Origin of the sequence: Streptomyces sp. NBC_00252, assembly GCF_036187565.1 — a bacterium.
Classification (GTDB): domain Bacteria; phylum Actinomycetota; class Actinomycetes; order Streptomycetales; family Streptomycetaceae; genus Streptomyces.
Map to the genome: position 1 here is coordinate 10,122,552 of NZ_CP108087.1, position 15,176 is coordinate 10,137,727.

13 protein-coding genes are annotated in these 15,176 nt (G+C 70.6%); 7 read left to right on the plus strand and 6 right to left on the minus strand.

Features of this window, described 5'->3' with window-relative positions; translation table 11 throughout:
- Nucleotides 1–68: 68 nt before the first annotated feature.
- Entirely contained in the window at nucleotides 69–974 is a 906-nt protein-coding gene (locus tag OHT77_RS44865) for an aromatic prenyltransferase (RefSeq protein ID WP_328825771.1), read from the minus strand.
- Between the two features lie 271 nt (nucleotides 975–1,245).
- Between OHT77_RS44865 and OHT77_RS44870 the strand changes: the two genes are divergently transcribed.
- The 3 genes from OHT77_RS44870 to OHT77_RS44880 all read left to right on the plus strand — a co-directional run bounded on the left by OHT77_RS44870 (nucleotide 1,246) and on the right by OHT77_RS44880 (nucleotide 4,141).
- Complete coding sequence (locus OHT77_RS44870) at nucleotides 1,246–2,703, plus strand: DUF6851 domain-containing protein (RefSeq protein ID WP_328825770.1); 1,458 nt, start codon at nucleotides 1,246–1,248, stop codon at nucleotides 2,701–2,703.
- Nucleotides 2,704–2,780: 77 nt separating this feature from the next.
- On the plus strand, nucleotides 2,781–3,137 hold the full coding sequence (locus OHT77_RS44875) for a hypothetical protein (RefSeq protein WP_328825769.1): 357 nt from the start codon (nucleotides 2,781–2,783) through the stop codon (nucleotides 3,135–3,137).
- 350 nt (nucleotides 3,138–3,487) lie between these two features.
- Nucleotides 3,488–4,141, plus strand: coding sequence for a sigma factor-like helix-turn-helix DNA-binding protein (locus tag OHT77_RS44880; RefSeq protein ID WP_328825768.1), 654 nt, complete (start codon nucleotides 3,488–3,490; stop codon nucleotides 4,139–4,141).
- A gap of 114 nt (nucleotides 4,142–4,255) precedes the next feature.
- Here the strand turns inward: OHT77_RS44880 and OHT77_RS44885 are convergent, their stop codons facing one another.
- The 4 genes from OHT77_RS44885 to OHT77_RS44900 form a co-directional block, all read right to left on the minus strand.
- Nucleotides 4,256–5,491, minus strand: a complete 1,236-nt coding sequence (locus OHT77_RS44885; protein ID WP_328825767.1) for an NAD(P)/FAD-dependent oxidoreductase — start codon at nucleotides 5,489–5,491, stop codon at nucleotides 4,256–4,258.
- 336 nt (nucleotides 5,492–5,827) lie between these two features.
- Nucleotides 5,828–6,301: a carboxymuconolactone decarboxylase family protein gene (locus OHT77_RS44890; protein WP_328825766.1), complete on the minus strand. Its 474-nt coding sequence runs from the start codon at nucleotides 6,299–6,301 to the stop codon at nucleotides 5,828–5,830.
- A gap of 191 nt (nucleotides 6,302–6,492) precedes the next feature.
- Complete coding sequence (locus OHT77_RS44895) at nucleotides 6,493–8,100, minus strand: sodium/solute symporter (RefSeq protein ID WP_328825765.1); 1,608 nt, start codon at nucleotides 8,098–8,100, stop codon at nucleotides 6,493–6,495.
- A complete protein-coding gene (locus OHT77_RS44900; RefSeq protein WP_328825764.1) occupies nucleotides 8,097–8,495 on the minus strand; it encodes a DUF485 domain-containing protein in 399 nt (132 codons plus the stop codon). The genes OHT77_RS44895 and OHT77_RS44900 overlap by 4 nt, the downstream gene beginning before the upstream one ends.
- Before the next feature lie 460 nt (nucleotides 8,496–8,955).
- Between OHT77_RS44900 and OHT77_RS44905 the strand changes: the two genes are divergently transcribed.
- The 4 genes from OHT77_RS44905 (at nucleotide 8,956) to OHT77_RS44920 (ending at nucleotide 11,997) form a co-directional block, all read left to right on the plus strand.
- Nucleotides 8,956–9,273 (plus strand): helix-turn-helix transcriptional regulator, encoded by a 318-nt coding sequence (locus OHT77_RS44905; RefSeq protein ID WP_328825763.1) that lies wholly within the window; start codon nucleotides 8,956–8,958, stop codon nucleotides 9,271–9,273.
- Nucleotides 9,270–10,778, plus strand: a complete 1,509-nt coding sequence (locus OHT77_RS44910; protein WP_328825761.1) for a helix-turn-helix domain-containing protein — start codon at nucleotides 9,270–9,272, stop codon at nucleotides 10,776–10,778. Before OHT77_RS44905 ends, OHT77_RS44910 begins: the two co-directional genes overlap by 4 nt.
- Nucleotides 10,778–11,341 carry a transcriptional regulator gene (locus OHT77_RS44915; RefSeq protein WP_328825760.1) on the plus strand — a complete coding sequence of 188 codons (564 nt, stop codon included), beginning with the start codon at nucleotides 10,778–10,780 and terminating at the stop codon, nucleotides 11,339–11,341. Before OHT77_RS44910 ends, OHT77_RS44915 begins: the two co-directional genes overlap by 1 nt.
- Nucleotides 11,342–11,799: 458 nt before the next feature.
- Nucleotides 11,800–11,997, plus strand: coding sequence for a hypothetical protein (locus tag OHT77_RS44920; protein ID WP_328825759.1), 198 nt, complete (start codon nucleotides 11,800–11,802; stop codon nucleotides 11,995–11,997).
- A gap of 74 nt (nucleotides 11,998–12,071) precedes the next feature.
- Here the strand turns inward: OHT77_RS44920 and OHT77_RS44925 are convergent, their stop codons facing one another.
- Nucleotides 12,072–14,561, minus strand: coding sequence for a DEAD/DEAH box helicase (locus tag OHT77_RS44925; protein ID WP_328825757.1), 2,490 nt, complete (start codon nucleotides 14,559–14,561; stop codon nucleotides 12,072–12,074).
- Nucleotides 14,562–15,176 lie beyond the last annotated feature (615 nt).

Below are 15,176 nucleotides of genomic sequence, written 5' to 3' on the forward strand. Positions count from 1 at the left end.
TAAAAGGCGGGCCCCGCCCCCTCGGCCAGAGGGCGGGGCCCGCCTTTTTTTGTGTGCCCGGGCCGCTGTCAGGTGCGGCCGAGCAGTCCCTTGGCCTCCACGGAGCCGTCGCTGATCTGGTAGTACGTCTGGAGCTTGAAGTACTCCCCGCCGGCGTACGACGCCACGTTGTACAGGCCCTTGCCGACCGGCCCGTAGGTGTGGGGGGCGCCGAGCGCGAACCGCTCCACCCGGGGGTCGGCGCCGAAGCGGGCGGGGAGTTCGCGGACGTCGGGCAGCAGCGCGGCGAAGGTGATCCGCTGGATGTCGGGGGAGTCCCAGTTCAGGGTCGTGTAGATGCCGCCGGCCTGGGCGGCGTGGCGCAGCATCGTCTCGCTGGGCTCGGGCAGGCCGATGTCGCGCATCATCGCGCGCACGGTCTCCGGCTCGCGGCAGGCGGCCGGCGCGCCGAGGAAGTAGACGTTGATCGTCCTGCTGGGGTAGTCGATCCCGACCATGCTGATCTTGTCGTCCAGGCCGTAGCGGGCGTAGAAGCCGCTGTTGAGGCCCAGGCTGCGGGGCATGGAGGGGACGTCGTCGAGGTCCGACAGCTTCTGCAGGTCGTCGACGGGGAAGAACGTCCAGGTCTTCTTGAAGCCGCCGACGAGCCCGAAGTCGGCGCCGTGGCAGGGGATCGGGAACCGTTCCTCGAGGTCGGCCAGCAGCGAGCCGACGGGGTGGTCCGTCTTCGGGGTCAGGGAGTGCGCCACGGCGTGGGCGTAGGGGTCGAAGCCGTGGGGGAACGCGGTGAAACGGCAGTCGACGTCCCCCGTGTCACGTGTCGCCACCCGGAACGCGATCACGGCCTGCGGGATGAAGGACGCGTAGGCGGTGAGGACGGGCCAGACCCGTTCGCGTGAGGGCGTGATGTCCAGCAGCCCGGCCGTTTCCTCCATGACGGAATAAAGATTCTCCAGCTCCGCTGTCCCGCTCATTCATCGTCCTCCGATGCTCATATTCATATCCCGGTCCATGAAAGCATCGGCGCCCGAAACTCCCCCTGTCAAGATATTAGCTAATCTTTCCCCTCGGTATCGGGTGAGGCCGGTAAATGCAGCGGGTTTCCACCGTGCCTCGAGCGGCTGCGGATACTCTCGATGGGGTGGAATGCGGAATTCCCGGACGGAATTCGCGACACGGACCCGCTGCCTGCATAAATCAAAAATCATGAATCGCGAACCAGGAATCAGGAAAAGGACACGACCCATGACGACGTCCGGCCCCTCGCCCGCCGCACCTTCCGCCGCCCCGAAGGTCGCCTTCGACTTCGACCACGGCAACTTCATCCGGGACCTGATCACCACCAACGGCGGCGGCGGTTTCCCCCCGGCCGAGGCCATCGCCCCCGGGGACACCCCCGTCTACACCTGGATCACCCTCCAGTTCCAGCTCGCCTGGTTCGACGCGCTGGCGCCCTATCACCCCACCGCCCAGGGCGTGCACTCCCGCATCGCCCGCCGGCCCGCCGGGGAGTCGGCCACCAACCGCAACAAGAACATCGCCGGCCTGTACGCCTCCTACCAGGTCGTCAAAGCCGTCTTCGAGGAACGCGCCCCCGTCATGCGGATGGCGATGACCGCCTTCGGCCTCGACCCCGACGACGACTCCCGCGACCCGGCCACCCCCGTCGGCATCGGCAACACCGCGGGCATCGCCGTCGTGGCCGCCCACCACGACGACGGCATGAACCCCCGCGGCGACCGGGGCCGCGCCTACCACCCCCGCCCCTACGCCGACTACACCGGCTACGCCCCCGTCAACACCGCCTACGCGCTGACCGACCCCACCCGCTGGCAGCCCGCGCTGGGCCCCCACCAGCGGCGCGTGGGCGGCGGACCGGGCGACAAGGGCGTCTACACCGTCCAGCAGTTCCTCACCCCCCAGCTGCGGCTGGTCACCCCCCTCACCTACCAGGACCCGGCCGCCTTCCCCCTCGCCCCGCCCGCCCACCTCGACCCCGCCGCCCCGGCCGCCTACCGCGACGCGGTCGACGAGGTCCTGGCCGCCTCGGCCGCCCTGAGCGACGAGCAGAAGGTCAAGGCCGAGTTCTTCGAGCACTCACCGGTCTCCCTCACCTGGGCCCCGCGCGCCGCCGCCCTCGCCCACGACCTGGACCTGGACGGCTGGGCCCATCTCTTCGCCACCACCGCCCTGGCCCGCTTCGACAACCTCATCGCCGTCTGGCACCACAAGCACGCCCATGACGCGGTGCGCCCCTTCAGCGCGGTCGGCCACGTCCACGGCGAGGCCCCGGTCACCGCCTGGGGCGGGCCCGGGCAGGGCACCGTCACCGACCTGCCCGCCGACCAGTGGAGCGGCTACCTCCCTCCGGGCAGCCACCCCGAGTTCCCCTCCGCCTTCACCGCCCTGTGCTCCGCCCAGGCCCAGGCCGCCCGCCGTTTCCTCGGTGACGACATCCTCGACTGGACCCACGCCATCCCCGCGGGCACCGCCCAGACCGAACCCGGCCTGGTCCCCGCCGACGACCTGAAGCTGACCTGGGAGACCTGGACCGCCTTCGAGAACGACTGCGCCGCCAGCCGTGTCTGGGCCGGCGTCGCCTTCCCCGCCACAGTCCAGGACTCCATCCCCTTCGGCGCCCAGTTCGGCGACCTGGCCCACGAGTTCATCCAGCGCCACATCGACGGGGACACCGGGCACTGACCCCACCCCTCTGTCCCGGCGGCCGGTGGGGATCACGGACGCGCCGGGGCACGGCCCGCAGGAGAGGAAGACAGCCGATGAGCGCCGCCCCGCCCGCCCCCGCCCGTCACGCGCACACCGCCGACCTCGTCTCCCGGGCCCGCACCGAGGCCCTCGCCATGACCGCCCCCTCTCCCGCTCCCGGCCCGGACTCCGTTCCGGGCCTCGGCTCCGGCGGCGGGGGTGCGGGGGCCGGGGCAGGGCGCGGCCCGATTCCCGGTGAACTGGCCGCCCGCGCCCTGCGGGCCCACAGCACGCTGGCCCAGGGCCTGGGCCGGTCCATCCCGGTCACCGGCCTGGAGCCCGGCGGCGGACCCCGCGCACTCGCCGCGTTCCTGGCGGTCTACGCCGCCCAGCACACCCACCGGACGCCCGCCCCCCGCACGGCGCCCTGAGAACCCAGGCCTCCGTGCACGCCCCACCCCCCGGGGGCGCGCACGGACCCGCGGGGCGCTCACCCCCTCCAGGTGGCCGCCCCGCACGAACCGCCGCGCCCGCCCGTCCCGAGCCTCCCCCCGGCCGGCGGGCGGGCGCGCCGGTCCCCGCCCCGATGTCACGCGCACCGGGACCGTCTCGTCTCGTGCACGGCAGACACACCGAGTGCGGGCGGCCGGCGGGCGTACGGGCGGCGGGCGCAGGGCGCGGGGGAGGAGAACCGATGCCACCGCGCGGGGGCGGTGCCCCTCCCACGGCGAGCAGGAGGCGGACGCCGTCCGCCACGTCCACGAAGGAGGGAGGAACCCGGGTGAGCCGGACCGAAGAGTTCGAGGAACTGCGGCCGCTGCTGTTCTCGATCGCCTACCGGATCCTGGGCAGCGAGAGCCGGGCCCACCACGCCGTCGAGGAGACCCGGCTCGGCTACGAGCGGGCCTCGGCCGTGCCCGCGTCGCCGAGGGCGTTCCTGTCGGCCGAGGTCACCCGGATCGCCCGGGCCGCCCGCCACCCGGCCCCCGCACCCCCGGCGCCGGCGGCGGCCGTACTGCTCCTGGAACGGCTCTCCCCCCTGGAGCGCGCGGTCTTCGCCCTGCGGGAGATCTTCGGATGCGGCACCGCGCAGATCGCGTCCGCGGTGGGCTGCTCGGAGGCGGTGAGCCGCCGCCTCACCGCCGCGGCGACGGCACCGCCCGCCGCCGCCGGCGGCCCGGCCCCGTACTGGCCGGACCGGCTCGCCGGCGCGGACCAGATCGCCCGCGTCCTGGCGGCCGTCGTCCCGGCCCTGGGCCGCATCGGTGTCACCATGCGGCCCGGGGAGGTGGACGGCGGCCCCGGCGCCGTCTTCCACGACCGCAACGGCACGGCCCTGGGCGCCCTCGCCCTCGGCATCCTCGACGGACGGATCCAGACGGTCCGCTGGACAGCCGCCCCCGGCGACTCCGGCGGCCGGAACACGGCGGCCTGACACCCCCTGCCCACGGCCCGCCGCCGCGCCCCCGGAACGTGCCTTGACACGACGGTGCGGCAGCCCCCCTTGCCCGGGGGCTGCCGCACCGTCGTGTCCGCGTGCCCGCGGACCTCACACCCCGCCCGCACCCGCTTCCGTGGCGTCGGCCACCAGGTCGCTGAGATCGAGGTCGAACAGCCCGCCGGCCCGCCCGCTCAGCCCGGAGATCAGCTTCACGAAGTCGACCTGCGCGTCGTTCTCCTGGCCGGGGTCGTTGATCTCCTGGGCCAGGTTGAAGTAGAACCCCTTCGTCTTCGACCGGTCGTAGAAGCCCTCCACGAACTTGCGGATGTCGTGGAAGAAGTCCTGGTACGCGGTCGAGTACCGGTCGAGCGCCTTCTCCTCGATCTGCGGGTTGTGCAGGATCGTGTCGACGACCTTCGACAGGGTGCTGCCCGCCAGCGTCGCGAGCGCGACCCCGGTGGAGAACAGCGGGTCCACGAAGGCGGCGGCGTCCCCGACCAGCACCCAGCCGTTGCCGTGGAAACGCTCGTTGGTGTACGACCAGTCGCGCGCCGAACGGTAGCCCGCGGCCTGCGTCGCGTCCCTGAGGATGTCCTTCAGCTTGGTGGTCTGCGCCATCTCCGACTCGAAGAGGTCCTCCAGCGACTTGTCGCTCCCGCTGGCGACGTCCGACCGCGTCACGTAGCCGACGCTGAAGACACCCTTGTCGATCGGGATGCCCCAGAACCAGCCGTCCCGCGTCCCCTCGATGAGGATGTTGCTCCACTCGTCCCCGGGCAGCCGGTGGCAGTTGTCGAAGTACGTCCACACCGCGACGTTGCGCAGCTGGTCGTTCCAGTTGACCGCGGAGAACTTACGGCCCAGCACCCGCGCCTGCCCGGAGGCGTCCACGACCAGCGCGGCCCGCGCCTCGTGGGTGCCGCTGAGGCCGCGCAGCGCGTAGCGGACGCCCACGACACGGCCGTCCTCCTCCAGCGGCTCCTTCACCGTCGCGTCCTCCACGACGAACGCGCCCAGCTCCCGCGCCCGGTCCAGCAGCAGCGCGTCCAGATCGGCCCGGCGCGTGTGATAGGCGTACGGGATACGGCCGCCGGTGGTGAACGAGAAGTTCCACGGAACCTCGTTGTTGCCCCACACCAGAGTTCCGCCGTATTTGCGCTCGAACCCCTTCGCCTCCATACGCTCGGTCAGACCGAGTTCCTCCATCGGCACCATCACACCGGGAATGAGGGACTCCCCGACGTGATAGCGCGGGAACCGTTCACGGTCGAGCACGAGAACACGGTGGCCGCGCTTGGCGAGAAGCCCCGCGGTGGTCGCACCGGCGGGCCCGCCGCCGATCACGATTACGTCGAAATCCTCAGTGACCCCAAAAAGAGTGGGCGACATGCGAGACCTTCCCCAGTCATGGATTCGGCCGTACCCGCGGGGCGCGTGACCTTCAACTCCCGCTCCCGCAGAGCACGTTCACCCATCAGCGTGCGGGCAGCCCACCGGCACTGTCATCGCCGAGATTGCTCAGTGCGAATCCCAGCGCGCCTGCAGCGAAACCCCGCCCCGCCCCCGCCCGCTCCCCGTCCCCGCACGCCCGCTCCCCGTCCCCGCACGACAGCGCCCCGTCCCCGCACGACAGCGCCCCGGGCACCGCACGACGGTGCCCGGGGCGCGGCGGCACGACTGTCAGTGGGGCTGGCCCGCCTCGTACCCGCCCGCCGGCTGACGGGTGATCACATTCCCCCGGTTGAACGCGTTGATGATCGCGATCTGCGCCACCAGGGCCGCCAGCTGGTCCTCGTCGTAGTGCTTCGCCGCCCTGGCCCACACCTCGTCCGGCACCCCGCCGGCCGCGTCCGCGATCCGCGTCCCCTCCTCCGCCAGCTCCAGCGCCGCCCGCTCGGCCTCGGTGAACACGGTCGCATCCCGCCACGCCGCCACCAGGTTCAGCCGCAACGCCGTCTCGCCCGCCGCCGCGGCCTCCTTGGTGTGCATGTCCACACACCCGCCGCAGCCGTTGATCTGGCTGGCCCGCAGTATCACCAGCTCCCGGGTCGCGGCCGGCAGCGTCGACTCCGCGAGCGCCCCGGCCGCGGCGACGATGTGCTTCATGGCCTTGGCCGCGACCGGACTGGCCATGACGTTCAACCGGGCTTCCATGCCGCACTCCTGTGTCCTCGTCGATACGCGCACCCCCACCGCGGGGGAGGGCGTCTGACCTGCCGTCAGATGCCCACGAGTGTGATGTCCGCCCACCGCCCCGCCAACGCGACACCCCCGACGGCACCACCCCGTACCCACGCACAGACCACAGCCGGCCCGGTCACCCGCCCCGCGGACAACCGGCCCGGTCACCCGCCCCGGGGATACGGCGGCCCGGCCAGCAGCACCGGCTCGACCGCCTCGTAGCGGTTGCGCTCCCGCGCCGCCGCCCGCCGCCCCGACACCAGCGTCCCCACCACCCCGCACAAAAACCCCGCCGGCACCGACACCAGAGCGGTCGTCGTGAACGGGAACCAGTTGAAGTCCGCCCCGGGGAACGCCGACTGGGGCGAGCCGGAGACCAGGTTCGTGCCGGTCATCAGGACCAGGACACTGACCGTGCCGCCGATCAGCGTGCACAGCAGCCCGGCCCGCGTGTAGCGCCGCCAGAACAGCCCGAACACCAGCGCCGGCGCGATCGCCGACGCCCCCAGACAGAACGACACGATCGCCAGCGGCTGCAGACTGCGGTGCTGCGCGGCCACCGCCAGGGCGATCACCGGCACCCCCACCCCCAGCGCCGACAGCCGCGCCAGCGCCATCTCCCGCAGCGGCGCCGTACCCGAACGCGCGATCACGTCGTGCGCCAGCGAGTTCGCGCACGCCAGCGTCATGCTCGCCACCGACGCCAGCAGCGTCAGGAAGATCGCCGTGGTCACCGTCGTGAACAGCAGACCCTCCGCCCGCGACAGATCCGCCCCGAACGCGGCCCGCGCGCCCAGCAGATACGCCGTGTTGCCCCGCGGATCCGCCGCCGCCACCGCCCTGCCCCCGATCAGCGCGGTCGCCCCCACCGCCACCACCGTCATCACCGCCATGAACAGCGCCACCGCCGACACCGCCCACGACATCGCCCGCCGCACCTGCCGCGTACTGCCCGCCGTGTACATCCGCATCGTCACATGCGGCAGACACGCACCCCCCAGCACGATCGCGCACTGCGTGCTCACCATGTCCAGCGCCGGATGCCGCCCGCCCGCGAACTGCAGCCCGTAGCGCAGATACCCCGGCCCCGCCCCGCTGTTGCGCGCCGCCGACTCGAACAGCGTGCGCGGACTCCAGCCGAACGTGTGCAGGATCAGAGCGGCCACCACCAGCCCCGAACCGAGCAGGATCACCGTCTTCAGGATCTGGATCAACGCCGTCCCGCGCATCCCCCCGATCGCCGCATACGTGATCATCAGCGCCCCCGCCCCCACGACGCACCCCGTACGCATCGCACCGTCGGAGAACCCCAGCACGAACGCCAACAGCTGCCCCACACCCGCCAGTTGCACCACCATCATCGGCATCAGCGCCGCCAGCGTCACCGCACACGCCGTGATCCGCACCGCCCGCCCCGGCATACGCCGCCCCAGCACGTCCCCCATCGTGAACCGGCCCGTGTGATGCAGCGGCTCCGCCAGCAGGAACATCAGCAGCAGCAGCGACAGCAGCGTGCTCAGAGCCAGCACCACCCCGTCGTACCCGCACAGCGCGATGATCCCGCCCACCGTCAGCACCGTCGCCGCCGAGATGTAGTCACCCGCGATGGCCAGCCCGTTGCGCAACGGCGACAGGAACCGGTACCCGGTGTAGAACTCGTCCAGGTCCTCCCGGTCCGGCCCGGTGATCACACACAGCAGCAGCGTCAGCGTCACCACACTGCAGAACGCCACCAGCGACCAGGACTGCGCCGGACCCCCGAAGTCCGTCACGGCAGCGACCGCCCCTCACGGCCCGCCCGCCGCACCCGCCGCGCCAGCGGATCCACGAACCGCCGCGCCGTCAGCTCGTAGAACACCACCGCCAGCCACGTCACCGGCAACTGCACCAAAGCCAGCAGCAGCCCGAACGGCAGCCCGCCCGGCGCCGGCCGCGTCATCAAGGACGGCACCCGGACGGTCAGCGCCAGGAACACCGCGAAATACCCCAGCGCCGCCAGCGCCGCCACCCGCCGCTGCCACCGGCACGCCCGCCGCAGCAACCGCAGATCCCGGTGCGCCCCGGCCCACGGCCGCACCCGGCCCGTCGCCCACCCCGGCGCCACCGCCGAGGCATGCCGCCCGGCCCGCTGCGCCGGCGGCCGTAACTCGGAGCTGTCGGAAGACATCCCAAGATCTCCTAGAGGGTCGTGGGCCCCACAAGGCACGGACCGCGAGAAGCAGGGGGAAACGGCCCGGTCATCGCACGCTATGCGGCACCCGCACCCACCGCAGCCCTTTCCGACGAACTCCCTGATGAAACCTTCAACCGCCTCTGACCTCGGATGTTGCGGATGAGGAGAGGGGGGCGGGGGAGCACGGCAGTGCCCTGTGGGCCCCGCCCGGCACGCTGACGGCCGGTCCACCGCCCGACTGCCGGGAAGCCCTACCGGCCTGTCGACACGCAGGACGAGGAGACATGGACGAGCACGGCCACGGCTGGAGGCCGACGACGCGGATTCGGCCGACCTGCACGCCCTGTACCGCCATACCTGACAGCTGTGCCACTTCCTCACCGGCCGCTGACTGCACCTGATGAGAGGATTGCAATATTCGCATCAATAGTGCGCATCTTGTATACTTCTCGCTATGAGCATGGCCCTGGACGAGCGGCTGAGGTCGGCGATCGCCGCGCTCCTGCACGCGACAGGCGAGTCGCAGGCCGATCTCGCGGCCGCACTGAGGGTGAGTCAGGCGCAGGTGAGCCGCCGTCAGTCCGGAGCAGCCGCCTGGAGCCTGACCGACTGCGACATCGTGGCCGCACACTACGGAATCGACGTACTGGAACTCCTGGCCGGCCCCACCCGGGCCACGGAGTCCCTGCCCGCGCAACGCCGCCGACCGGCCCGCCGCACAGCAGCCCGCACCCGCCGGACTGCCGCCGTGCAGGAGGGGGGAGCCCGATGACGGACTTCGAAGCGATCGACGCCCTGCTCGCCCGAGCCAAGCAGGAAACACCCCTGCCACCCGTCGAAGAACGCCGCCCGCTGCGGGAGGCACTGAACGTCTCACGCGCCCAGCTCGCACAAGCCCTGGGCGTCGCCGCGTCCACGGTCGGGGGCTGGGAGTCCGGACGCGACCCGAGCGGCGAAGTGCGCGAGAAGTACGCGTACTTCCTCAACGGAGCCCGCACCAAGCTGGACACCGCCGCAACGGCCGACGCAGAACCTGCCGTCGAACCCGCAGAGGAGTCGGCGGAAGCCGACGAACCGGCCGACCTCGACGACGTCGACGAACTGGCCGACCCGCAACCGTGCGTACTGTGCGGACAGCCCGCCCACCACCAGGTCGAAGGATTCCCCCAGCACCTGGACCCCACCGACTGCGGCCCTGCCCCGACAGCCCCGGCCACAGAGCCGGCCGGGCATCCCGAGGCACAGCCACCCGCGGCCACGGACAGGCCGGTACGGCAGGCCGGACGCAGCGTGAAGGTCGTGCCGGTCGGGCGCCGCATGCAGAGCGCCGACACCCCGGACCCGATCACGTCCACCGTCACCGCCGTCCTCGCCGAGCACGCCGGCGATACCGAAGCGGCCACCGCGGCACTGGTGAAGCGGGCGATCCCGGACGCGATGCAACTGCTCGACCACACCCGCAAGGGCGGCCGCTACGACATCGTCGCGCACCCGTGGCTGCCCGACGTGCTGCGCAAGCAGACCGCGCGGGGCGCCGACCAGGTGTGGGAGGCCCGCCCCAAGTGGAACCGGCCGGAGCTCCCACCCGGCGAGCACGAGGTGACCGCGCTGGACGTCAACGGCGCCTACTTGAGCGCGCTCAAGACGCATCTGCCGCTCGGCCAGCTGGAACACTCCACCGGCGGTCACCACGACCGCCGCCGGGCCGGCATCCACCTGATCACCCCGCCCGCTTGGGACCACGACCAGGTCCTGCCCAACCCGATCGGCAACCGCGACGAAGCCGGCCCGCTGTGGGTCACGGAACCGACCCTGCGCCTGCTGCAGCGGCTCTCCGGCCCCAAGTACGCGCTGTGCGAGCCACCGGTGATCCACGAATCATGGACATCGGGCGCCACCGAAGGCCTGCTGGAAAAGTTCCGCATCACCCTCAAGGACGCCCGCGACAAAGCGATCGCCGACGGCGACGACGTCACACTCGAATACGTCAAGGCCATGTACTCGAAGTTCGTCTCGACCATGGGGGAGTCGAACTACAACCGGGAGCTCTACCGCACCGACTGGATGCATTTGATTCGTTCCCAGGCCTTCGCGAATTTGTGGTGGAAAGCCCATCGCGCCTATGAAGAAGGCCTTATGGTGGTACGTGCGATGGGTACCGACGAATTGCACGTCATCGGTGAATGGCGCGCCGTCTTCACCGAGGGACGCGGCCTGACCGAGATGGAACCCAAAGACACTTACACGGTCGGCACCACGACGGAAGAGCAAGCCTGATGCCAGAGCGCAACGTGGACTTCGGCAAGTTCGGCGCCATCGGCATCAAAGGCCACCAAGCCGTCGGCCGCCAACTCGACGCCCTCGCCGGCTACATCGCCACCCCCGTCACCGCCCAGCGCGGCCTCCTCGCCCGCCTGCACTACCTCACCCGCACCGACCACGCCCGCGCCGCCGCCCGCGCCGCCGGCCTGACCGTCACCGACCGCACGCTGCAAGCCTGGCTCAACGGCAAGCGCCAGCCCCTGAAAAAGAACCTCGAAGCGATCGAACAGGCCTACCGCACCGTGCGCCGCGAGAACGTCGCCCGCTACCTCCTCGCCCGCCTCAACCGCGGCACCCGCGTAGAGATCCACCCCCTCAACCAGTCCCAGGTGGACCGCCCCCACCAGCGGACCCTGGAGTTCCGGACGATGAACGTCCGCAACTGGGACCAGATCGTCGCCGCATGGGCGGCCGGCAACGACCAGCAACTGGACGACGCATGGGTCGACAAGGTCATCGACCTCGGCTCCCAATGGGGCCAGTACGAGTACGTCACCAACATCGGCTTCGCCGCCTGACGACCCCAAGGCCCTCGCGCCTACGACGATGCGCCGATGCCCGGCAGTTCACTGTCGTCCTCCGCCCAGCTGTTGACCCATCCACAGCAAAAGCAGGCCCATCGTCCGCTGACCCCAGAGAACTCCGCACCGCACTGCCGACAGCCGGTGGTGGTGATGCGCTCCCCGCCAAGGAACGCGGCAGAGAAGAGTAAGGGGCGTCCCGGCCTTGTACGCGACAGATCGAGGCTGGGAGCACGTACAGGGCTCGATGACCCTGGGATCCACCAGGGTGACAGTCGATCACATGATCAATTTCGATGAGTTCGGGAGCCACTACAACCGTTGTCAAGCCTTGCGGAACGGGTCGAAGACCTTGGCGGGGAGTGACGCGCATTGTGAGACTGGCAGCCAGCCGCGAGAGCGTCTCCGAGACAGGCGCCAGCGGCCGAACATCACCAGTCGATCAGGGAGTTCAGATGCATCTGCGCAAGCGTGCACTGGCCGTCATGTTCGTGACCACCGCGGCCTTCACTGCCCTCGCCCCTCAGGCCATAGCCGCCCCCATGCCCTGGGAGACCAGCAAAGCCCCCACGACCGTCACCCACCACACCTCCACGGCGACCAGCGACAGCAGCACCGTCACCGTGCTCTGCGGCGGCAGCTGCTACGAGTAGAGGGACACGCCGAGCACCCCATGCCAGGACGACGAGTCCGACGCGCCGCCGCCCAAACTCCGAGCCGTCCCGCATCACCCCCCACCCTCCAGCGCCCACTCCAGACCGAGCACGGCCAACTGCGCCCGCCGCTCCGGGCTCAACTTCCCGACCCGGCGGCGGGTGTTATCCAGGAACGCCCCGAGCTTGTGCGACTCGCCGTCCACGACTTCGACGTGCTTGCGGCCCGGCCGTAGATGGCCCTCGCGGGCATGGAACTGCTGCGCCGCCGCGAGGTTGGCGGCCCACCGGGCATCCTGCGACCGGGCCACGCCCACGACCGGCTCACCCTCGCCCGCGGGCTCGACTCCAAGCGCGGCCAGGAGGTACTGCTGCGCGGGCATCAGCCGGTCCCACCCGGTCCGCTGCCCGGCGAGCCACACCCCCAGGTCCTCGCCCTGCACGATCAGCTGACCCGGCCCGGCAGGGAGTGCGCCGCCGGTCTGGACATGGGCGAGGGCGAGCCGGTAGCAGCGCTGCCACCCGATCTCCCATACCGGGCACCACCCCGGATCCACGTCCGTGAGAGCCTCCTGACGGCCCACTGACAGCTCACCACCGGCCGGGACGTCCGCTTCCCCCGCCTCGCGCCGTGCGGCGTTCCCTGCCGCTTTACGGGCCGCCGCGCGCTGATTCTTGGCCCACACCCCGAGCGGAAAGTCCTCCCAGACCACCGAAGCGGCGGGCAGGAAGTGTCCGTGGACATCGGCATACGAGCGGGCGACGGCGAGGCCCGTCTCCCACGCGGACGCCTGCACCGACCACACCATCCCCAGCGCCTCCAGCTCGACAACGCGGGAGGCCTCCAGCACCCCGACCGCGTAGTACCGACGCTGATCCGCCACCCACACCCCCAGCGGATGCCCGCCGATCGCCGGCCAGTCCACCGGGGTCACGTACGTGTACGGCACCCGCAACTCGCTGCCGCCGGACTCACGCCGCCACCTGGTCGCCGCTTCAACGCCCCGCCGCCAATACGCGGCCTCCGGATCGATCACCCGCAGCCGCACGAACTGCGTGAGCACGGCGGGATCGCGTTCCTCGCTGAACCGGAGCACTCCGGCCGCCGCCGCGCCCACCCGCACAGCGTCGTCCTGCTCCTGGCCGTCCTCGTCCTGGTCGCGGTCGACGTCCTCGCCGACCACCGAACGGCTGTTGCGCAGGCGGGGATCAGCGAGCGCCTCGATCGTCTCCGAGTCGTGCGCCCGCAGCGCCCCGAGGATCTTCGCGAGGGTCCCGTAGGCATCCGAGGTCAGTAGTTCGTTCGCGTCCTCGTTTTCCCCGAGGAATACAGGAACGATCAAGGTGGCGAGTTTCCCGACCCCGGGACGCATCCGCAGGGCACGTCCGACCATCTGCACGATATCGACCATCGAGCCGCGAGCGTCCGCGAAAAGAACCGCATCACACTCCGCTGTGTCGACACCCTCACCCAAAACCCGGACCGAGGAAAGCACCCGCAATTCAGCGCGCACATCCCGACCCTCGAATTCCGTCCCGCCGAGGAAGTCAGACGCGAATTCGGCCAGCACATTGCGGCGGTGCACGGGCGCATGCTCGCCGTACAGCCACTCCGACCAGACCTGTTCGGCCGGCGGAAACATCTCGGGGTCGTCCTCGGCAAGCCGAGCCGCTGTCACCGGCACCGCGGCCGCCATCGCCTCCGCCTCCCCAACCCGACTGTGGAAGCTGAGCACCCGCCGGAACCGCTCCTGACTCGCAGCCCGCATCAGGCCCGTCTGCACGGCCGCGAGCCGCGCCCCGCGTACGGCGTCGGAACCGGTCGCCTCCGTGGTCAGCGCGGCGTACAGCTCGGGATCATGGATGTCCAAGCACAGCACCTGATAGGGCGCCACCAGCCCCATACGGATCGCCTCGGACAGCTTCAGCTTGTACGCGACCGGCCCGAAGACCTCGGAGTCCTCATCCATGGACGCCACCATGCGCGGCTGGTCACCCTCCGCCTCCCACACCCGAGCCGTGGCGGTCATGTACAGCCGCCGCACAGCGGGAACCTGCGCCTGGTCGTGCACGGCCGCCCACGGCTTCAACCCGTCGCCACTGACCCGGTGCGCTTCGTCCACGACCATCAGGTCCCACACGGGCAGACCCGCAGCGTGCGCGCGCTGGAGGGTGCCCATGCCGACCGAGGCGTACGTTGCGAACACGGTGACGGTCTCGGGGCCGGCCGTCCACGCGACGAGTTCATCCGGGTCGGTCGTGCACGGCACACCCTGGCTGTCCGCACCCCGCAGGGAGCACACCCCGATCATCGCGCCGCGACGCCCTCCCTCCCGCCAGGCGGCAGCCATCTGCAACAGCAGATCCAAAGTCGGCACCAATACCAGTACCCGGCGTGCCGAAAGCCGATTCGCCGACTCCACACCGATCAGGGTCTTACCGGAACCGGTAGCCGCGATCACTTGAGTCCGCAGGCCTTCCGGGGGGATACCCTTTCCTGATTCCTCTGAGAGATTCCTCAGTACCGAATCAACGGCTTCAATCTGATGCGGACGAAGAACCATACGCGTCATCCTGAATCCATTTCCCGCACCATTCGTGGCACGTCTTGAGAGAATATGGAGCTGAGATCTCAGCCGAATCGATGCCGGAGAGGTACTGAACCATCATCCCAGAACCAAGCCGGACGTCATAAGTGACGCACGCCAGCGTCCGGAGTTGTGTAGAAGTGCTCGTCCTTGATGCCTGTTCTCGTCGGACGCGGGCACCGGTAAGGCTGGAGGTGCATCAGTGTCCAGACGATCAGGAATGCATGAACCGCCAGCTTGGACCAAACCGGGGGCTCGATGGGTCACCTGGATGTGTTGGCCGATGTTGCTCCTGTGCGCCGGCCTGACGGTGTGGCAGATAGCCGAAAGGGCTGCAGGGCGAGCCCTCTACCCAGCTTTCATGGTGGTCGTCTTCGGTGGACTACTGATCTGGAATCGAGCAAACCGGCACCGCGGCCTGTAGCCAGCCGCTTTTGCAGGGCGAGGGCGCGGAGCGCACTGGCCCTGTCCGGGTCCGGCCGGAGGCCGGATCCGGGACCGGATCGCGGCGCGAGCCGGTGACCGGAACGGAGTTCCGGTCTTCCGCGCGGAGCGCGGTGAGTGCCGCGTAGCGCGTCGCTGTCGCAGACG